The sequence below is a fragment of the Arthrobacter sp. AG367 genome (assembly GCF_007828995.1).
GTDB lineage: Bacteria > Actinomycetota > Actinomycetes > Actinomycetales > Micrococcaceae > Arthrobacter.
Genome location: NZ_VIVE01000003.1, coordinates 520,483 through 540,940, shown reverse-complemented (window position 1 = coordinate 540,940; position 20,458 = coordinate 520,483). Strand labels below are relative to the sequence as shown.

Sequence of the window (20,458 nt, the reverse complement as noted above, 5' to 3'; positions counted from 1 at the left end):
TCGGTGGCGACAGTGGGGCAGGTACGGGAGTTGTTCCCGACGTTCCGGCAGATGGACTTCTCTGTCTGCCAAGTTCACGCCGCCCAGCACCAGCGGCCGTCATCCATGGTCTGGTTTGCGGGAGTCTGGAATGTCGTTCACCTCAACAGCTCCGTAATTCCCGAGGCCGGGAATGCTTCCTGCCCACCAAAGGTAGTGAGCCGCCACAGCATAGAGAATCAGCGAAGTCCAAATTGTACCGACTCCTGCCGTCTTCAGCCCGAACGCCACCCCACATGTGACCAGGCCACTACCGAGTGACAAGAGAAACCATTGGATCCAAGCCTTTCGTGGTCTTTCCTTATATGCGGATACGAGCCACAAGCTGAGCACTGCGGTGATGACAACTGTCGCGAAAGGGCCCGTCAGCCAAATTGGCAATAGCGCTGTTTGCCTTTGCTGATTTGTAAGGAAGATGAGGCCGACTGCGAGTAGACCTGACATAATGCAGGCAACAGTCCATGCAGTAGCCGCCGTTTGATTGGCCACTTCGGACGGGAGGCAGACAAGATTCCACCAACTAGTGACGGACAATGAAAAGGTCACTATGAGAAATATGAGTGTGCGGGCTGACCATCCGTCATGGAATCCCACGGCCACTGAGGCTACCCCTGTGAGTAGTGCTCCCCAAAAATACCAACGAGACCATTTCTCCCCTCTCGCCATGCGTGCGGCCAGATCACAATATAACCGCTCTTTAATACTGTCTATGGGCCCGGAACTACTGTTTTTAGACTCGCAGTTGATCAGTCTCTTTCTTCGGAGGCTGGCTTTCCTTGTAGACAACAGCGGAATTAAACACAGCACTGCGAGGATGATTATAAAGATGCTTGCGTATACGGACGGGCTTCCGGAAGTGGACGAGAGGGAAATGGCAACAGCGATCACCGAGGCAGAGAAAATTGCTGGGAGGTGCACCAGTGAGAAAGGAAGCAAAACAAGAAACAAGGGCGCTATGACCTTGACCAACGCTTCACAAATCTTCATTGGCCAACTGTCTCCTATGTCAAAGGAGCGGAGAAGTAGACGGCTGAGGCGATGCAAAATAGCTGCCACGTAGGCTGGCTGAAGGCGAAACAGATCCCCGGGGCCGGAAAGGAGGATTGGGTCTCCCTCAGGTCCAGAGGTTCCCCGAGGCTGCAGTTGTTTCACCTGAGCGACGACCTCGGACTGAACTTTCCGGGCGTCCGTATCAGGGGCGCCTGCGAGAGAGTCTGGATCATCAGTCGCGAGCGGCGGGGGGTCTAAATCTGCAAGCATTCTCACTATCCCAGCGGACGCGTCGACTCTCCCCCACCACCAGTCGTTAGTGCGCCAACGTTCTGAGAAGAAGGCTGCGAAGTTGAACAACGAGGAGCCAGCGAGCTTTGAGTCAGCGTCCAGTTGCTCCGGCAAGCCCTGATTTAGAACCGCTTCACCGAAATCCTCATCAAGGGCAATTCTCAAGTATTTCTCGGCTTGCCGCGCTCGGCGAGCCGCAAGCAATTCTGCGAGGTCGATTCCCGAGTCCAAGGCCGTCGGCTCTGACGCGGTAATCGCAGTGAACCCCACCGCTTCATGCCCCTCTGATCTAAAGGCCAGCGCGACGAAGGGTGTTAGGTCCCACGATCGCCAATTCTGAGGAAACGCAGCCCACGGGTTGACGGGAGTCGAATTCTTCGTCGAGAGCTCTCTGAGGCACTCCACTACGTCATCAAGCTCGGCCCATATCGGCGTGCATCTTTCCAATCTCGCGTCCTGCTCCCGCAACCATCGTTCTTTCGCGGTGCTGCTTTCCGTGTCCTTCAGAACTCCTAACACACAGGTGTCCCGGAGATGGCGAGCCTGCGCCTGAAGTTTGTAAAGGTTCTCCCTGATAGATTCCTGACGACCTGGGGGATCGAGCCGAGTCATCTCAGTTTTGCCAAAGGCCTGTTCCTCTTGGGCCCTGAGCCATGCCAGAGCAGCCCACACTGTTTCCAGCAGAGCCTGAGGGCCCTGGAGAACCGATGGCCGCTCCCTTGAATTTACTGATGCAAGCATGCTCTGGTAGCCCGACTTTAAGTCCCGCTCCAGAGTTCTCTTGGCGTTCTGCGAAGTGGGTTGAAGGCTCGGCCGGTCCAGGCTCTCTGTGTCCAACAACCAGCGCTCTGGATCCTCCATTGCCTCTCGAAGGAGGGCTAAATCTGTAACTGCACGTGCAACAATGTATGCGTCCTGCAGTCCTTTGCGGTTCGCCGAAGAGGCGGATGTGATCATGGAGGCCTGCTTCCAGGCGCGTAGACGTGCCTCCTGGGCGAGTGCCCGAAGCCTGTCTTTCGCCACCTGCTCGATCTCATCCTCTGCCGACTCCCGGAACCGTCTGATCGACTGCGCAGCGAGGAGGACCTGAGTGAAGCGGGACAGTCTGTCCTTGCGTATGACCTCCCTGTTGGCCCAGCTTGGAGGGTCTACGCTAACTGCGGCAGGTGGGATGATTCGGGCATCTGGGCTTGGATCGAGGTAAAGCAGACGCCGGGTGTCGTAAGTATCCGTGGGTGAAGTGCGAACCGCATGAAGCGCCCGATCAATGGGAACGTTGTCAAGGATTCCCCCATCAATCACCCTGAAAGGAATCCCTGGAAGATTCCCGCGCCGCGCGGCGAACTCCACACTCATGTCAACCGGTCCGTCTTCAAACGGATCGTTGTCCTGATACTCCTCCTCGAGGGCGTGAGACCATATCAGCGCAGGCTCAAACGCCCCAGGAAACGAAGACGTTGCGCGCGCGGCGTATGCAAGCTTTTTCACAAGATTGTTCTTGCGGAGACAACCGTCGCCATCTTCGATTTTTGAGGGCGGGAGGACAAAACGGAAGTGCCCCCTACCGCTATTCTGGGCCAAATAGTCGGGGTCTGAAATAGTAGCGGACAAATGAACTGATAACTTATCGGACTCGTGCAATCTGTTTCTTGGGCCGAACCTGATCGTGTTAATCGCAGACTCCACGCCGGACCAGAAGTACCCATCACCTCGAAAGACCGATGGAACCGCGTGCAACCCGTTTGGCTGGAGGAGCGCCCATATTGCTCCCTGCTGCTGCCAAACAGAAAGCACTTGGTCAAAGCTGCCGCCCACTCTTTGGGAAACGGCGTAGAGGACTGAGTTTAGGCCGCCCGCACTTGCGCCGGCGAGTATGTCTACTTCGACGCGATCATAGCGCTGCTTATCAAGCCATGCCGCATAAGTCTGGGCCCGGGATCGTACATGCGGATCTACCGTCTCGCCAGGCTCTTCTAGGACATAGAACCTGTGCACCCCAGATCCCGTTCGGATAAGGCGCACCCTTCGAAGAACGTCGATTTCGGCGACTGCTCCTCCGATCCAAACTGCCAGACTCACCCCGCCCTTGGCAGCCAAGGCCAAACGCAGGACTCGTCCGTAAGCGGACCCCTGCGAACTTGCACCTGAATTGGTGATTAGCGCGGCAACGTCCTCGGCAAGCGGGCAGTCGTTCGGGCCCAGGTATTCGACTCGTCTATCCATCAAAATCCCTCGAGAAAGTTGCTTTTTCTTGGGAGTGGCCATCAGCGCTTGGTGACAAACCAATATGGTCAACATCGCGGTAGTTATGAGGAAATTTAGACTATCTAAAATAAACAGTACGAGAGGATGATAAAAGTACGCGCAGGAGTTTGCTAGGGACTTTAGTCCCCGCGTGAAAGCGTGCTACCGGGACCTCACAGCGATGGCACTAATTAGCTGCAGAAGGCAGAGGCAAGGGGCAACCGGTTCAGGCTCAAGGCGCAAGAAGTTTCTGGCTTCCGGAAAGCAACAATTGTCACTGGGAGTTTGGATCGATGATAGGCGCAAGGAACTGCCGCGGGCAGGCGTCTCGGAACTCGAATCTCGGCTGTCAGCAGGATGCGGGCGACATTGAGCACGACAAGTCCTCTTCCGCCGGGATGTGTTGGCCCTGTATGCCTAGGGGTGACGGCACCTGCGGCGTCGCGGGTCACGATGAAGGTGGCTGCGCCGAGGCCGGCGCCGAGCGTTGCTGTTCGGCTGGTTTCCGCATGTGCGGTCGCCGGGCCTTGACAGCTTCATGGGGGAGGGCTTCGCGACCAAAGGGTTAGCCGGAAACAACTCCAGCTACATCCTCGATAGTCAACTTTTTGTTGGCCTCCGCGGAATGACTCCAAGCCGTTCAAGCTCGGTGTCTCTCTCCAAGATCACGTCGGCTTTTGCATGGTCCCACGCGGCGTTGCTGACGGACACCATGCTTGCCATGATTCCTCGCAACTCTGTCTCCACGTCGTTAACGTATGTTTCGGACCCGGCGGCGTGTGTCTCGATGTCACGCTGAATCTTGCGGTGCAGCTTGTGGAAGGCATTGGCTTGATCGTTCAGAGCCTTGATGCGGCTTCCAGTCCAAGCCTGAAGAGCCGTGATAGCGGTTGCTAAGACCATCACTACCCCTACCAGCACCCGAGCAGTGATCGAGAACTCCTCGTTTTGAAGACTTGTGAAGATTTCCGTCGCTGTGATCGCGCTGAGGACAGCTGTCGCTCCTCCGAGCCAAGGCACCCAGTGATGCGCGCCTACGTACTTTGAGGTTGCTTTACAGTAGGTCCAGGCATCAGTCCATGTAGTTCCACCTTTTCTACTTTGCGACCTCCACTTTGAGACCTGGGCAGGTAACTCGACAAGGGCCCAAAGACCCGCTGAAACATCTAAAACACTTGAACATGAGGAACCCCACCAGGGTGAAGCCGCAGCGTTAGTGCACCTGCTTACTGGGCAATCCTTTTCTCAAGCTACTGCGAGGGAGGAGCGTCTGAGGCAAGGTCACGACGGCCGCAAGTTTGGCAGCGCGACTGATCCGTCCGAGCCGCATGTCGTGGCCGGCCGAGCCTAAGTGAGGGTCGGAAAGGATTCTTAGCTCCCCACCGACGCCTTGGCGGCGCGCGTCGCGTTCATCCACTCGGTCAGCCACGGCGCCCGGACGCTGGAGGTGATGCGGCAGTCGGCCACGAAGGTACCGTTGGCGCCGGCATCGATCCAGTCCTGCAGCGCGGAAAGGTCATCCAGAAAGCGGATGACAGAGGATTCAGCACCCAAAGCCCGGGCAACACCGCTGAAGTCCACCTCCGGAATCAGCATCGGCTTCTCGGTCAGGCCCTGTGAACCGTACTGGTGGATCTCGGCACCGTAGGCAGCGTCGTTGTAGATCACCACAATGGCGCTGCGGGCGGCACCGATCAGTGACTCGAGGTCGGACAGGCCCATCAGGAAGCCGCCGTCGCCCGAGGCCAGCACCAGGGTGCGGCCGTCCTCCACAGCACGCGCTGCCCCGACGGCGCTCGCCAGTCCCAGCCCGATGGACTGGAATGCGGTACCCACCATCACCAGGTCCTGCGGGCGCGGGATGTTCCAGTACATGGGCGCCCAGCCGATAAAGTGCCCGCCGTCCTGGACCACCGTGCGGCGCTCCGGCAGCACGGCATCGAGCGCGGTGGCGAGGGCGCGCGGGTCCAGCCGGCCGTCCTCGGTTACCTCGGATCCGGCCTCGTGCCCCGGCCCCGCAGCCAGACGCTTCGAGGCTTCGGCCCGCCACCCCGCAACAGCAGCCTCGCCGTCCAGCAGCGACAGCAGACGCGAAGCAGCGGCCTTCGCGTCCGCCTGAATGAACAGGTCCACCCGCGCGTGCGTCGGCTGCACGGCTGTGTCGATCTGGATGACGGTGCTGTCCGGGCCCAGCAGGTGCCCGAACCGCATGGTGAACGGGCTCAGGCTGGCCCCGGCCACCAGGACCACGTCGGCCTCGCCCATGAGCGCGGCCGCGGTGTCGGTGCCGAAACCGCCGGCAACGCCCAGGTACCCCTCGCCATTGAGGAGGTTGAGCGCCAGGGCGGTTCCGGCGGTCAGTGCGCCGAGCCGGTCGGCGAGTTCGCGGAGCTCCGGGCCCGCGCCGGAGAGGTGCGCACCCCGGCCGGCCAGGATCAGCGGCCGCCTGGCACCGGCCAGCAGGCGGGCGACCTGCCCGAGGCCGCCGTCGACGTCGTCCGTCACCTTTGGTGCCGCCGGTTCCGGAAGGTCCTCATCCGAAGCCTCGAGTGCGGCGAGGTCGTAGGGGATGGCAAGGACGACGGCGGTGCGCCGGGTGAGTGCGTACTCCACCGCCTGCCGGGTGATGGCGCCCGCAGCGTCGCGGGTGACGGTGAAGGTGGCCGCGCCGAGGCCGGCGGCGATGGCTGTTTGGTCCACGTCCCAGGGCCGGGCGCCGGTGGTGGGGGCGTCGCCGGTGACCAGCACGACGGGGATCTGCGCCTGGACCGCCTCGGCGAGGGCGGTGAGCGCGTTGGTGTAGCCGGGGCCGTAGGTGGTGGTGCCCGCGGCGAGCCGTCCCGAGGTCCGGTAGTAGGCGTCAGCCGCGGCGATGGCGGCACCCTCATGCCGGACGGGGGAGAAGCGGAGGCCCTGCTGCTCGGCGGCGTCCAGGAAGTAGACGTTGCCGTTGCCCATGACGCCGAAGACGTCGCTGACATAGCCGCTGAGAACCTGTGCCACGCGGCCGGAGACGGTAAGTGAAGTCATGCAGGCATCGTGTGGCCTGCATCTCACGTTTGCAATACCGTGGGATGCCGCTGGGACTTTTGGCAGCAGAAGGCATTCACAGTGACAATTTGCCCACCTGTGGCGGGCGTCACGGGTTAGTCGTGTGTGCGGGATTCCTGCTCCGACAACCGGCTGATGAGGCCGTCGTACCGGGGCGGCATGAGCTCCAGGATGGAGATGGCCGTGCTGGTCCGCTCGATCCCGTCGATCTCCAGGATCTCGTTGGTGATGCGGTAGAGATCGGCCGTGCCGCGGGCCACCACCTTGGCCATGAGGTCCGCGTCGCCGGTGGTGGCATGCACCTCGATGACCTCCGGGATTGCGGCGAGCCCGTTCTCCACCGAACCTGTCCGGGTCTGGCTGATGGAGAGCGAGAGGAAGGCCATGAGTTCGTAGCCGAGCGCGGCGGGGTCCAGCCTGCGGCTGAACGAGCGGAGCGCGCCGCTGCGCTCCAGCCGGGCCAGCCGGGCGTGGACGGTGTTGCGTGCGACGCCGAGTGTCCGGGAGAGTGCCAGGGCGCTGGCTTCGGGGTCCTTGTCCAGGGCAAGGATGATCCGGCCGTCGAGCGAATCGAGGGTGCGAGAGTTTGCGATGGTCATATTTTCACCAGAGGTACTAGAAGTTGAGCAGAAGTCCCAAGCACCGGAGCCTACCTTGCATTGTGGTCCGGGTCACTTCCATGATCGGACTTCATGACCAGTGATCAGCTTGAAGCCGCCCCCGAAACTGCGTTGCCCACCCTGCGTGGCGCGGTGGCCGGCCTTCCGTCCTACGTTCCGGGCCGGCGCGGCACCGGCGCAGACATCGCCGCTCTCGCCAGCAACGAAAACCATTACGAACCCCTGCCCGCCGCCGTGGCTGCGGTGGGCGAGGCGGCCGGCAGGATGAACCGCTACCCGGACATGGCCGCCGTCGAACTCCGCGAACGGCTGGCCCGGCACCTGGGCGTCACGGCGGAGGAAGTGGCGGTGGGACCTGGCAGCGTGGGCGTCCTGCAGCAGATCATCACCGGACTGTGCGACGCCGGGGACGAAGTGGTCTTCGCGTGGCGCTCCTTCGAGGCCTACCCCATCCTGGTGGAGCTGGCAGGCGCCCGCGCGGTCCGCATTCCACTGGACGACGCCGAGGGACACCACCTCGAGGCGATGGCCGCGGCCGTCACCGACCGCACCAAGGTGGTCCTGCTCTGCACCCCCAACAACCCCACCGGCGTGCCGATCAGCCACGACCGACTCGAGTCCTTCCTGCAGTCCGTCCGTTCGGACGTCCTGGTGGTGATTGACGAGGCGTACGTGGAGTACGCCGACGCGGGCCCTGACTCTCTGGCGCTCTACCGCCGGTACCCGAACGTTTGCATCCTGCGCACCTTCTCCAAGGCCTACGGGCTCGCCGGCCTCCGCGTGGGCTACGCCCTGGCGGCGCCGGCAATCGCTGAGGGGCTGCGCCGCACCGCCCTTCCCTTCGGCGTGAGCGCGCTGGCCCAGAAGGCGGCCATCGCGTCGCTGGATGCGGGGGAGGAGATGGAAGCGCGGGCTTCGGCGGTGAAGCAGGAGCGTGCCCGGATGGCCGCGGAGTTGGCAGCCCAAGGCTGGAAGCCGCAGCCGAGCCAAGGCAATTTCCTGTGGATCCGTGCCGACGGCGAGCTCCTGGCCACGCTGGTGGACGCGTTCGATGCCGCGGGCGTCCTGGTCCGGGCCTATCAGGGCGACGGCGTGCGGATCACCGTTGCCGACCCTGCCTCCAACAACCGCGTGCTCCGGCTTCTCGAAGCCCACGCCGCCTGAAGTTTTATCCCCAACAGTTCCACCTACAACTAAGAGGAATCACCATGGAACAACAGACAAAGATGTCTGCCCGCCCACTCGGCGCGGCCCTCAAGCCCCGGCAGCTGACCATGATGGGCCTGGGCAGCGCCATCGGCGCGGGCCTGTTCATCGGCTCCGGCGCCGGCATCCAGGCCGCCGGCCCGGCGGTGCTGATCTCCTACCTCGTGGCCGGTACGCTCATCATCCTGGTGATGTGGGCGCTCGGCGAGATGGCTGCTGCCAACCCGGACAGCGGCGCCTTCTCCGTCTACACCGCCAAGGCCTACGGGCCGGTGGCCGGTGCCACGGTGGGCTGGCTGTGGTGGCTGCAGCTGGTGGTGGTGATCGCGGCGGAGGCGCTCGGTGCCGCAGGCCTGCTGGCCACCATCTTCCCTGCGCTGCCGGTGTGGCTGATGGCGTTTGTGTTCATCGTTGTTCTCACCGCCGTGAACCTGACCAGTGTTAAGAACTTCGGTGAGTTCGAGTTCTGGTTCGCCCTGCTCAAGGTGGCGGCAATCGTCGGGTTCCTGCTGGTGGGCTTTGCGCTGCTGTTCGGCCTGGTGCCGGGTGTGCAGTCGCCGGGCCTGTCGAACTTCACCGGTGCCGGCTTCGCTCCGAGTGGTTTTGCCGGGATCGCGACGGCGCTGTTTGTGGTGGCGTTCGCGTTTGGTGGCACCGAGATCGTGTCCGTCGCGGCCGCCGAGACGGCCGAACCGGCCCGGAGCGTGAAGAAGGCCGTCCGTACGGTGCTGTGGCGCATCCTGGTGTTCTACATCGGTGCGATCTTCGTGATCGCGGCCGTGGTTCCGGTGGGTTCGGCGGGTCTGAAGAGCCCGTTCGCCGCGGTGCTGGACGCCGCCGGCATGCCAGGTGCCGCCACCGCCATCACGCTGGTGGCCGTTGCGGCGTTGCTGTCAGCGTTGAACGCCAACCTGTACGGTGCTTCGCGTATGGCGTTCTCCCTGGCCGAGCGTGGCGAGGCGCCGCGCTGGCTGGCTTCCGTTTCCAAGGCCCGGGTTCCGGTGGCCGCGGTCCTCGCCAGCGTCGCCTTCGGCGTGGTCACGGTCGTGCTGGAGCTGGCCTTCCCCGAGAAGGTCCTTCCGGTCCTGCTCAACATTGTTGGTTCGACGTGCCTGCTGGTGTGGACGTCCGCGCTCCTGGCCCAGCTCGCTTTGCGGCTGCGCGCCGACCGCGAGGGAACCGAGCTTCCACTGCGGATGCCGGGCTTCCCGTGGCTCACTTCCCTTGGCCTGCTGATTCTCACCGCGATCTTTACGGTTGGCTTCATTGGTGAGGATTCTCGTCCGCAATTGCTGAGCACTTTCGGGCTCGTGGTTCTGCTGATGGTGGCGAATTGGCTGAACCATCGTAAGCGGCGCACTCCGAGAGTGGAATCTTCGGACGGAGCCAAGCAGCCGGTGCTCATCGACTGAACCACGTGCCCTGACCAATTGGGGGTCAGGGCACAGGAGGGCGCGTCCGGCTTTAGTCGGGCGCGCCCTTCGCCCTACATGGCCGGCGGCTGATGTTGTGCACGCCCTTTGCCGTCCTGCATCGCCGATTTGACCAAGGCATTAAGCGGAAATGGTGCTGACTCCCGACACTTCTTGTCCGTATGCATTATGGAACACATCGCTCGCGATAGAAACTAGAGCGTGACACAGTCGATTCCAGTCGATTGCGTCGAAGTTTAAGGGCTCATGAGCGGGTCGATAATGCACGATTCGATTGCGCAACTGGTAGATTGCCTTCCCAGCAGCGGAAGGCAAACTTGTATCTGCCATTAGGTTAACGCCCAGGCAGTCGCAGGCCTCACGCAGGTCCTCTTCCCGCGCATGGCTAAGTACCACCTTCAAACTCGACTCCTCAAGAGGGCGCCAAGACATTTCGTTCTCTAGCGCCGCTGCGATCTCTTGCCAACTGCCTTCTACTGCTAATGCAACCTTCAGCTTCGATGCTTTTTCGTGCGCATACGTCGCTTCGATGCAGCGGTAGAGGCTCATGTAGAGACTTCTTGGGTCGAGGTCCAATGTTGACCGGCACAGCTCGTTGTACGGCAAGGATTCGATATTGGAATGGGCAAGGTCAGTCAATGCGTCGGCGAGTGAGTTCTCAATCCAGGAGCCGCCGTGTCGGGACTCCTCCGCACTGAAGTTGAGAAAGAGCGACCACACAACGTCGTCGCTAATCAGGTCAGTGCTCTGGAAGACGCGGATCGGCGGAAACAGTGCCATGATCTTCGCGTTGTCGTGGCCTCCATACGTTGGATTGTCGTCGAGATTGTCGACAGCGACCACATCGTAAACCGTAATCGCAGATACGCTCGGAGAGATGACTAGTTCGGAGAGGAGACAAACATCGAAACCCTGGATATCATCGAGCGGGGCAAGACTGGGATCTTGAATATCATGTTCAAAACCAACGCTGGCTATGTAATGTCCTTCGTTAAATTCAAGCCAGGCTAAATGGCGGAAGCGCCCGAAGCTCATCGAGCGATGCACTTTTGTTTTTTTAAGTACCTCATCTGCATCTGGATTTGCATGGACCCAACGTGGAGCCTGAGGACTTGGAATGGATCGCTCACGCTCATCGGCGAACCTTACGAGACGCTGGAAGAGGGTTGAGTTGGCCTTCTTCATGTTTCGATCCACGTCAGCCCGCTCGCCAGCATTGCTCCAGATTTTTGACCGCAAAGTTTTCCTCGATTAGAACCTTAAACGCATCAGCAAATACTCCTCGCTCGTAGCGGCCAACCTGTCCGACTCGCTTGTCCAAAAGTTCTTCCAAGACATCTGTCTTCAGGAAGTCTCTTAGGTGGGAGGCGTCCAGGTTCGCGAGGCGGTAGATCAAGTCGTGGGCCGACTGCTCAAGTTGCTGTATCCGCGCGGTTCGTTCAGCCTGTGACCGGTCTGCGCCGGGGCGGCCGAGTATGGCTATGCCAAGCGCGACGATAAAGCCGATGCGTGCGGGCTGACGGTCAAAGATGAAGCGTCCCCCGGGGAAACCATCTTCGCCGTCATATCGCGAAAATGCCTTGTCGAGCTGACTCAGCATCGACAGAACGCCATAGAACTGCTCCTGAAAACCCTCGTTTGCAAGGTTGTCCACGAAATCTAGTCGAGAGAATTCGTCCGACAATGCCTCCTTCGTATCGACGCCTGTCTTCCGCAAGGAGAACGCAATGTAGAGCTCCACGAGTGCGTCACTGGAGTACTGAGCTGGTCCGACGCGACGCCCAGGCTGGTCGGGAGTGGATACCTTGTCGATATCCGGTACTCGTTCCACAATCTCGGCAAGAAGGGGGGCGTACACGACGGAAAGCTGCCGGCTGATAGTCCAGGGAACTTGACCGGTGTTCAAGATCAGCATGCGGTAAATCATCGCTCTGACGTTGTCGGTGAGCCAGAATTCGACCCGAACTTTGCTTTCCCCAATCTTTGGCTGATCCGCGTACGCTTCCTGAAGGGCGGCGGTCCGCTGCATTCCATCAATGATCGACAAATTCGAACGGTCTTCTGGCAGGAAGTCGAGCGAAGCGCCTGAGCTCAGCGGCCGTAACGCACTGAAGTCGTCCGGGGCAAGGACCGCTCCGATTACTACGGGCGGAAGAGTTGCCCCCTTCTTGAGGTCCTCGACCATCCGGTCACGGATCCTTTTTGCGGTCGTGGTCGCCATCACGCCGCGCTGGCCAGAAAGACCCCCTTGGGCGGCGTGGGCTGCGCTGGCCAAATCCAGGTAGTCACGCACGGTCATGGTCGTCATATAGGACCAACATGCAGTCCGTTTGTCATATATCCAGTCCGTATCCATACCACTCCAGTCGTTGCGCCCAAAGACGCGTGCGCGCCAAAGCCGATCGTATAACTGCAGGGCAGCGCTCGACTATTTGGCGCTATTGAGGCCCATAGTTGGTTCTCCATGGCCTACGGGCTCGCCGGCCTGCGCGTGGGCTAAGCAATTACGACAGCGGCAATCGCCGAAGGTTTGGGCCGCCCGCCCTGCCGTTCGCCGTAAGCGCGCTGGCTCAGAAGGCCGCCATCGCGTCGCTGGACGCGGGGAGGAGATGGCAGCCCGGGTTTCCCTCGTCAAGCAGGAGCGCGCCCGGATGGCCGCTGAACTGGAAGCTGCAGCCGAGCCAGGGCAACTTTCTGTGGATCCGCGCCGACGACCAGCTCCTGGCGACGCTGGTGGAGGCGTTCGACCCGCCGGCATTATGGTCCGGGCGTATCAGGGCGACGGCGTACGCATCACCGTGGCCGACCCCGCCTCCAACGACCGCGTGCTCCGGGTCCTAGCAGCCCAAGCGGCCTGACATCTTGCTGACCTTCCACCGATTCCTTCCACCTACAACCAGAGGACTCCCCATCGAACACCAGACGACGACGTCTGACAGCGCCCCGGCGCGGCACTGAAACCCCGCCAGCTCACCATAACGTGCCTGGGCAGCGCCATCGGCGCGGGGCTGTTCATCGGCTCCGGCGCCGGCATCCAGGCCGCCAGGCCTGCGGTGCTGATCTCCTACCTCGTCGCCGGCACGCTCATCATCCTGGTGATGTGGGCGCTCGGCGAGATGCCAGCCGCAAACCCGGACAGCGGCGCCTTCTCCGTCTACACCGCCAAGGCCTGCGGTCCGGTGGCCGGCGCCACCATGGGCGGCTCTGGTGGATCCAGCTCGTGGTGGTCATCGCCGCCGAAGCACTCGGGGCGGCGGGCCTGCTGGCCACCGTCTTCCCGGCCCTGCACGTGTGGCTGATGGCCCTCGTGTTCATCGTGGTGCTCACCGCCGTGAACCTGACCACCGTGGAGAACTTCGTCGAGTTCGAGTTCTGGTTCGCCCTGCTCAAGGTGGCCGCGATCGTCGGGTTCCTCCTCGTGGGCGTTGCCCTGCTCTTCGGCTCGATTCCATGGGGGAGGGCTTCGCTCCCAGCGGCTTCGGCGGGACCGCGACGGCCCTGTTCGTGGTTGCGTTCGAGTTCGGCGGCACCATAATCGTTTCCGTGGCGGCGGACGAGACCGCAGAGCCGGCCCGCAGCGTAAAGAAGGCCGTCCGCACCGTGCTGTGGCGCATCCTGGTCTTCTACATCGGCGCCATCTTCATCATTGCTGCGGTGGTTCCCGTAGGTTCGGCGGGCTGAAGAGCCCGTTCGCCGCAGTGCTCGACGCTGCGGGTATGCCCGGTGCAGCCACTTCCAATCACCCTGGTGGCCGTCGCCGCACTGCTCTCCGCCCTGAATGCCAACCTCTACGGTGCCTCCCGAATGGCATTCTCTCTGGCCCAGCGCGGCGAGGCGCCGCGCTGGCTCACTTCGGTGTCGAGGGCCCGGGTTCCGGTAGTTGCCGTGCTGGCGAGCGTCGCCTTCGGCGTTGTCACGGTGATGCTGGATGGCCTTCCCCGAGAAGGGCCTTCCCGTCCTGCTCAACATCGTGGGCTCCACCTGCCTGCTGGTGTGGACGTCCGCGCTCCTGGCCCAGCTCGCCTTGCGCCTCCGCGCCGAAGGCAACGGGACGGGGCTTCCTCTGCGGATGTCTGGCTTCCGTGGCTCACTGTGGTTGGCCTGGTTATTCTAGCGGCGATCTTCACGGTGGGCTTCCGCGGCGAAGATTCCCGCCCCCAGCTGCTCAGCACATTCGGGCTCGTGCCGGTTTTGACGGTGGCCAACTGGCTGAACCACCGGAAGCGGAACACCCGGCCGCATGTCGAATCTTAAGAGGGTGACAAGCAGGCGGTGCTCATCTAGTGAACGGGGCGCGCCTAAAACTCTTTACCGGAATCAGTTCATGCGAAGGGCGCATCCGCTTTCACCGATTCTCCATCGCCATGTGTGCCCGGTAGGCCAAGCTGAACGACCGAGGGAGGAGAAGCGCTGCTCCCGGATGCCATTCCCCGTAGGGACGTAATTCTCCTGTGGCTGTTGGCCTCCGGCGGAGCCGGTCCCGCTGTTCTCCCTCCGACGCAAACCCACTAGACATCGCCCAGAACGTCGGGGGAAAGTGCGCAGCGAATTGGTATGTCACTGTCACGAAGAGAGAAATGAACGGGCCTGTCACTATCGACCAATCCTGCCCGCTGAGGTGCGTTCTCCTAAAGGACTGTGTGTCAGGGGATTGTCGAGTACAAGACCGACCGGCGGGGGATACGTCGTGCTCTTCGTACAGCGTTCTGGTCGAAGGTGGGCCAGCTCACATCAGAGGAATTGTCACTACCCCTCCACCAAGTAATGCGCGCCCTGAAGTCTGGTTCAGGGCGCGCATTTTGCGCGTACCGGTCTTTCCTCATGGCACATCCGGAATGCGCGACGAAGAAGTACGCCGGCACGAACTCGAACGACTAGTTCACATCAAGACAACATCGAACTCTTCTGCCACCTCAGCTACGAGAGAAGCGACATCATTCATGAAGCTGTTCCTGTCGGGAGAGGCGCTAACTGTAGGAATAGGTGCGCCCTTGTCGTAAACCTCGTTCGCGATTATTCGAGCCCGGTCGAATGTAGATCCTGGGCCCCGCTGCACGTAGGCTTCTTGCCAACCAAGCCGTACATCTTCCCTCAGTCGCTGCCGGGTGAGACGCATCAGCTTCTTCGTTACCGCGTTTTGAACCTCATCGATGATGGCCTGCCTTTCATCGTCGCTCGGGTCCCCTCCCTCCCACCGAACTGGCTGCTGCAACATGAGGTAGACCTGTCGTTGAAGTGCGTTTCGAAGGTCCGCGACCGGCTTCAGGCTTTCGTATTCGTCAGTGCGTCCGTCGGCCAACCTCCTACTGAGCGCCTTCACCCGTGTCCAGTGCTCTTTGGGAGCATCTGGGTTCACATCCAAACCCAGCAATCCCCTCCAACGGGTGTGGAAGTTCTTCGCAGCCTCAGTAACGGCTAGAGACAGGTTCATCCGGTCAAAGACCGGCCGGCTGGGTCCAGCCTCCACTGCTGTCTCCGGGTTGCTCAAAACATGGACAAGTCCTTCAAACTGTTGGATAGTGCGTGCACCCACCTTTTTCCGGGAGCTGAGCTGCTCGTGTATCCCACCGACGAAGAAGCGGGCTCGATCGAGGCGGGACCGCAGGACCCGCTCCGCTGCTGGCCCGAGGTCATCACCTATTGCACCAAGCACGTTTTCCACCGAAGCGAGGACATGTTCCTCCCGCGCCGAAAAGGTCGGCAGGTTATCTCCCTTGACTTGGTCGAAGTGCGTGAAAAGGAAGTGCAGCTTTGCTGCGTTGCCGGATAGGGCGACACTTTTTAGCGCGGAAACAGGAGCTGCCTGCATGGGTTGTGTCGCGTTGTCGACCAGAAGTATCGCGTCGACGTACTCCAGCTGAAGGGCTACATGTGTTGAGAGCGTTGCTACAGATTTCGGTGTATGGCCTAGGCCCTCGCCGTCGATGAGCACTAGCTGTGATGGCTCTTCCGCCCACTCTGGGCGGAAGGGCCCCTTGACCCTAATGCCATTGACCAGAGGGGTGAGCAACCGACCAAATAGAGGCGCGTAATTGCTTGAAAACCGCGTCACGACCTTGATGAAGGCCTCCCGGTCTTCTGTCTTCCATGACCAACTCACCGGCCAACCTTGGCGGCTCTTTTTGAGCTGCCCAACGTCGAGGGTTGCGAATCGTTTCTCAATTTCATCAAGGAGGGCGTCCACGATGTCATGGAACTCGTCTGTCTGTCGAAGCTCAGCGTCGAGATTTTCCTCCAGATATTCGGTCACAACACGCTCATCGTCCTTGCTGGGTTGAAACTCATCAAGAGTTGCCTGGGCATGGCGCTCGACCACAGTTCGAACTGACTTGACGGCGTTGATGACTACCTGGTTCGTGGTCCCCAGATCCACTTGCCCGTAGTCCTCGGGGTTGATGTCCAGCAAGTCTGCGTCATCGTCATCAATGACATCGTCGGCATCCAGTGACGAGGTGCGTCCAAGGATGTAGCTGAAACGGAAACGCTGGTTGACGTGGTCCAGAAGTCGTCGGGATATCTCCTGATCATCCTTGCCCTTGAATGCAGCCAGAGCTGCATCAGAGACGTTTTCTGTCAGATAGTCAATAACCTCATCGCGAGGAGCGAAGGTTACGGCTGCCGTGAACTCATCATCGTTTGTCGTGATGATCTCAGTATCGGCGACGGTGGTTTTCGCTGTTGACGTAGAAGGAAATCGCTCAGTTTCCGGGTCAGTACCCATCAGCTGGCGGACCACGGTCGTCTTCCCTGCTCCGGTCGTTCCCAGAAGTAGAACTTTCCTGTAGCCATCGTCCTTAGACGGCAAGGGAATCATAACTTCACGCAGGGCAGAGAAATCTGTGTGCGCGGACTCAACTCCGTCATAGAAGATATCGACGACTCGCGCATCAGCCTGCTCGCCCGCTCGAACACGAGCAGAGGGCTCCCAAAGCTCCGGTGTGCGCAGTATCTCGTTCAGTTGCGCGACTAGGACTGATGCTTCAGCCTCATCCCCGGTCCCGAGGCCACGGCGAACCCGCCGACCAGGTTTACCGGTCCCCGGATCAAGTCTGACAGGATGCCGAAAAATTACTGAATAGCCGCCCCTGCCTTGCGTACGGCTGAGTGTCGCGGTGTAAAACTTCATACTGCCCCCATCGTTGTTCCTCGTTGTTCTGCTTAGTCGATAGTGACTCTCTGCACAGGCGTTTGTCAATGATGCTGGTACAACGGGGAACAACAGCGGATCTCCTTGCCTTCCTCGTATCTCAGCCGATCAAAGCCGGGCCGCCAGTTCTGGCTTCAAAATACTGGAGGAGCAAGGAGGCCCTGTTCGGCTATGACTTGCCACGATCTTCGGTTCCCGGAGTGGACCAGGCCCCTGACCGACTCCGGCGTGCATGTCCTGCCGGTCCGTCTGTCAAGAGTGCTGGGCATACACAAGAAGGAGCAGTGGCTGGCGGTGGATGCGGCGGGCGCTATCGAGAACAGCGCATATGTCGCCGGGTGTGCCAGCCGCCTGTGTCCGTGTGGCGGACCGTACCGGTGGACCCGATGGGCGCTGGGGGCTGAACATGGGCTGGAGCCCTGCGTGCGGGCTGTAGAGGTATTGGACACGGTGGATCGGGCAGGGAGTCGTTCCCGATGTTCCGGCAGCGGCCGGCTGTAGGCGCAGCGCCCCCGGAGGGAGGGGGCCGCCACGGACAGTGGCGCGTTCTCTGCCGATGGGGCCAAGGATAAAAGGTCGGCGGCCGGCGCCCGGAGTCTGCTGGGTGGAGGCAGCTCGTGGTGTCATCACGGCCGAAGCACCGGAGGTGGCAGGCCTGGAAGCCGCCATCTTCGCGGCCCTACTGGCGTAGCAGATGGCCTTCCGTTCATCGTGGTGCGCTCACTGCCGTGGACCAAGCCGATGTAAAGGAGTCGGGCGCTCAGTAGCCGGGGACGGGAATCTTCGCCTATGAATTGCTGAAAACCTAGCGCCAATTTACGGAAGGTTCTCCGTATCTCAACAGACAAGTCGGGTAGGCTTCGAACCAGAGAATGCCCTCACGCCACGATTAGGAAAAATCCAGTTCGAGGAACTTGCGGAGGAGAGCAGGCTCGGTGGTAATCTGCCTGCTTATATGGTTTGCCACGCTCCCGGTGAAGTGGGCACTGAAGTTGTTATTGAGAAAATCGGAGAATCCAGTGGCCACGCCAGGTTCGGTAGGTTTTCCCCAATAGTTTCCACCAGACAGGCCCAGTACCCGAGTAACCGGTACACTCCCCACTGCGTATCGTGCATTTCTATTAGTAGGGACAGTCACAAAGGCGTACTTTATAGAGCTGTCATGGAAACAGCGCGGATTCACGCCATTGCGTCCAAGCTGGATCGAACTCACATTGACGAACGGAAGGCTGCGGTAAATTAGATCCCACAACATTGGTATTTGCGCGTTATCGTTCCAATTCGTTTTGCACTGGACGACGGCAACCGAACAGGCAGCGGTATCTTCCTTGATACGATTATTGATCTCCGAGATTGTTAGAATTCCACTTGGACTCGCGTTCGCACCGGGTACAGAGAAAACAATCAAATCAGATTCAGTGGTCGTAGAATAACCATGAAGAGTAACAGATATCGCATCGGTAATAACCGAGGGTGTATTGGCCCTAGTCCGTTTCGATGCAAGAAGATCTGTGCCGTAACAAACAAAATTTAGATACCATGTAACTAGGCACTCCCAGACAACGCCGCCGGCCGAAACATCTGACTGCGTTCTTTGCGGGCTGCTCTGCTCGGAAATCGCAGAAGTTTCCCGTTGTTGCGCGGCAGCTATAGCCGCAGGTACTGAAAGGAAAATGCCGCTTAGGTGGTCTCCTAGCCGGAATATATCTTCCCCGCAAGGATTTTCGCCCAAGTGGGCAACAATTTTAGCGCGAAGAAAGGGCCAAGAGTTTCTGAATGAGCGAATTGCGGACAACTGAGACATCGTCTTCATGCGAAAAACGTCAATTGGATCGGGCACGTAACTCCATTAGCCGTAGTGAGACTGTCCCCAGCCTCAACGGCCCGGCACTCTTCTTGCGATTTTTGAGTAACGCTAGCTGGGGACTAACGGTCGGTCTAATCCCGACTAGCAGCGGTCGTAATACGTGCACGAATCGGCGGCGTCGGCTATAGGAGGTCAGGGCTTATTCGAGCGGCGGTGGGATGGGTGCACACGCCTCGGCCTGAATGCGTGACGAGACTGAAACACGGCGGGGATCTAGTAGGGCACAGAACCGGCGCTAGCCTCCGATTGGGAAGACGGAAGACACGATGGGCCAACGAATCATGCGCTTCCGGGGGCTTCTCGAAATCGTCTTCCAGATCCTGAGGTCCGATTCTTCTCTGCAGGCCTCGGTTATCTTGACTCGTCTTACGTGTAGGCATTGTTTGTCCCAGAGACTCTGCTACCCATTCCCAACACTTTTTAGGTGAGTGTGTGGATGACTGTTCCGTATCCAGATGAGGGTTAGGCTGGCTGAGATAACATCCAGTAAAGCGCAAAAACTCATTGGTCCTGGCGGTGCTTCTGGTCCTGAGAGTTACGATGTTCTCCGTGATCCGGTCTGCCGAGGCCGGGATAACCGCAGGCTGGTGTCGCGCGCCGAGCGGGTCTCCATTCCGGCAGGCTGGAAGCTGGTCCGGGAGTCTGTCGGGCCCGAGCGGTTCATGTGCATCATCACGAATCCCTGCCCCGGCCTTTTCCGCTGGGAAACAGGCGGTGAAGTCACCCACAGACAAGTCTCTGCAGTAATCGCGGACGTTCGGTTTGAGATGAGGGCGGACAAGCCCTACTACCGGCCGTCGGGCGTCATGGGAAACTGCCCGATCTGCACCTCAAGTGGAAGGGGCAGGGAGCTCGGATACAGTTTCACAATTTCGAGTGCCGGCACAGAAGAACCTCAAGGCGTCGTTATGCGAGTAGGCATGACCAAGGTACCTAGCTGCTCCTGCTCCTAAGAGTCCGGACCATCCTCAAGTTCACCGGCAGCAATCCGCTCGGCGGTGCGCAGGTAGGCCTGCTCGATGTAGTCTTCGACGTCCTGGCGGCCAATGCGCCAAAGACCCCTTCCACCGAGCTGAAAAGCCCGCAACTCCCTCGTCCTGATGAGCCCCTGAACGAGGCTTTGCTTCACGTTCAACTCATCGGCGACCTGTGCCAATGTCAGGAATCGGGGCTGGGTCGGTTCAGCAGTCACCCGGTCATCCTATCCCCGGGGCTATCTCGGGAGCCGCAGGCTCGGTCCCCATCGGATCGGGCTGGGGACGCTTGATAATCCTCTAGATTTCAGGCTTCGACTGTCTCCTAATTCCTATGCTTGAAGACCGGATACACCTGCACTCAGCATCCCTCGGACATCCGGCTCTGTAGGCCATCAATGTGAGGCCAGCAATCCTCACTAAGCCCGAGATGCAGAGCGTTTCCTCGCACCGAATCTCAGGAGCAATCCTTTATCCAGCGCACACAATCGGCAAGATAACCGCGGCAGCCTGCCAGCATACCCTAAGCTCGCCGCCGCTCAGCAGCATGAGTACTGTGGGCAATCCGACGTTCAGCTGTTCAGCTCCTGCTTGAT

General features: G+C 60.3%; 15 protein-coding genes and 1 pseudogene. 7 read left to right on the top strand and 9 right to left on the bottom strand.

The annotated features are described in order from the left end of the window. Positions 1-99: 99 nt before the first annotated feature. From FB478_RS12180 to FB478_RS12165, 4 genes are all read right to left on the bottom strand, one after another. Positions 100-3,585: a DUF3376 domain-containing protein gene (locus tag FB478_RS12180; RefSeq protein WP_186447791.1), complete on the bottom strand. Its 3,486-nt coding sequence runs from the start codon at positions 3,583-3,585 to the stop codon at positions 100-102. A 579-nt stretch (positions 3,586-4,164) separates the two neighbouring features. Further along, positions 4,165-4,584, bottom strand: a complete 420-nt coding sequence (locus FB478_RS12175) for a hypothetical protein (protein WP_144600651.1) — start codon at positions 4,582-4,584, stop codon at positions 4,165-4,167. A 351-nt stretch (positions 4,585-4,935) separates the two neighbouring features. Beyond that, positions 4,936-6,594, bottom strand: a complete 1,659-nt coding sequence (locus FB478_RS12170; RefSeq protein WP_144600648.1) for a thiamine pyrophosphate-binding protein — start codon at positions 6,592-6,594, stop codon at positions 4,936-4,938. Between the two features lie 116 nt (positions 6,595-6,710). Beyond that, entirely contained in the window at positions 6,711-7,214 is a 504-nt protein-coding gene (locus tag FB478_RS12165; protein ID WP_144600646.1) for an Lrp/AsnC family transcriptional regulator, read from the bottom strand. A gap of 93 nt (positions 7,215-7,307) precedes the next feature. Between FB478_RS12165 and hisC the strand changes: the two genes are divergently transcribed. Next, a complete protein-coding gene (gene hisC, locus FB478_RS12160) occupies positions 7,308-8,399 on the top strand; it encodes a histidinol-phosphate transaminase (RefSeq protein ID WP_144600645.1) in 1,092 nt (363 codons plus the stop codon). A gap of 44 nt (positions 8,400-8,443) precedes the next feature. After that, positions 8,444-9,853: an amino acid permease gene (locus FB478_RS12155; RefSeq protein ID WP_144600643.1), complete on the top strand. Its 1,410-nt coding sequence runs from the start codon at positions 8,444-8,446 to the stop codon at positions 9,851-9,853. Between the two features lie 141 nt (positions 9,854-9,994). On the opposite strand, the gene FB478_RS12150 is transcribed toward FB478_RS12155, so the two are convergent. Beyond that, complete coding sequence (locus FB478_RS12150) at positions 9,995-11,059, bottom strand: hypothetical protein (RefSeq protein WP_144600641.1); 1,065 nt, start codon at positions 11,057-11,059, stop codon at positions 9,995-9,997. A 13-nt stretch (positions 11,060-11,072) separates the two neighbouring features. Beyond that, complete coding sequence (locus FB478_RS21240) at positions 11,073-12,182, bottom strand: hypothetical protein (protein ID WP_222430065.1); 1,110 nt, start codon at positions 12,180-12,182, stop codon at positions 11,073-11,075. A 646-nt stretch (positions 12,183-12,828) separates the two neighbouring features. On the opposite strand from FB478_RS21240, the gene FB478_RS21365 reads away from it, so the two are divergent. The 4 genes and pseudogenes from FB478_RS21365 to FB478_RS21350 all read left to right on the top strand — a co-directional run bounded on the left by FB478_RS21365 (position 12,829) and on the right by FB478_RS21350 (position 13,988). Further along, positions 12,829-13,173 (top strand): amino acid permease, encoded by a 345-nt coding sequence (locus tag FB478_RS21365; protein WP_315898345.1) that lies wholly within the window; start codon positions 12,829-12,831, stop codon positions 13,171-13,173. Then, on the top strand, positions 13,095-13,409 hold the full coding sequence (locus FB478_RS21360; RefSeq protein ID WP_315898344.1) for a hypothetical protein: 315 nt from the start codon (positions 13,095-13,097) through the stop codon (positions 13,407-13,409). Before FB478_RS21365 ends, FB478_RS21360 begins: the two co-directional genes overlap by 79 nt. Beyond that, positions 13,325-13,750, top strand: a pseudogene (locus FB478_RS21355) (amino acid permease); the annotation flags it as partial. The gene FB478_RS21360 and the pseudogene FB478_RS21355, both read left to right, overlap by 85 nt. A 52-nt stretch (positions 13,751-13,802) precedes the next feature. Beyond that, on the top strand, positions 13,803-13,988 hold the full coding sequence (locus tag FB478_RS21350; RefSeq protein WP_261377400.1) for a hypothetical protein: 186 nt from the start codon (positions 13,803-13,805) through the stop codon (positions 13,986-13,988). Between the two features lie 765 nt (positions 13,989-14,753). Here the strand turns inward: FB478_RS21350 and FB478_RS12130 are convergent. Continuing rightward, a complete protein-coding gene (locus tag FB478_RS12130) occupies positions 14,754-17,000 on the bottom strand; it encodes a hypothetical protein (protein ID WP_144600639.1) in 2,247 nt (748 codons plus the stop codon). A gap of 192 nt (positions 17,001-17,192) precedes the next feature. Here FB478_RS12130 and FB478_RS12125 point away from each other — a divergent pair, with 192 nt between their 5' ends. Beyond that, on the top strand, positions 17,193-17,522 hold the full coding sequence (locus tag FB478_RS12125) for a nitrilase-related carbon-nitrogen hydrolase (protein ID WP_261377390.1): 330 nt from the start codon (positions 17,193-17,195) through the stop codon (positions 17,520-17,522). Between the two features lie 388 nt (positions 17,523-17,910). Here the strand turns inward: FB478_RS12125 and FB478_RS12120 are convergent, their stop codons facing one another. Then, positions 17,911-18,861 carry a hypothetical protein gene (locus FB478_RS12120; RefSeq protein ID WP_144600637.1) on the bottom strand — a complete coding sequence of 317 codons (951 nt, stop codon included), beginning with the start codon at positions 18,859-18,861 and terminating at the stop codon, positions 17,911-17,913. Positions 18,862-19,837: 976 nt separating this feature from the next. Then, a complete protein-coding gene (locus FB478_RS12115; RefSeq protein WP_144600635.1) occupies positions 19,838-20,080 on the bottom strand; it encodes a helix-turn-helix domain-containing protein in 243 nt (80 codons plus the stop codon). Positions 20,081-20,458: the final 378 nt, after the last annotated feature.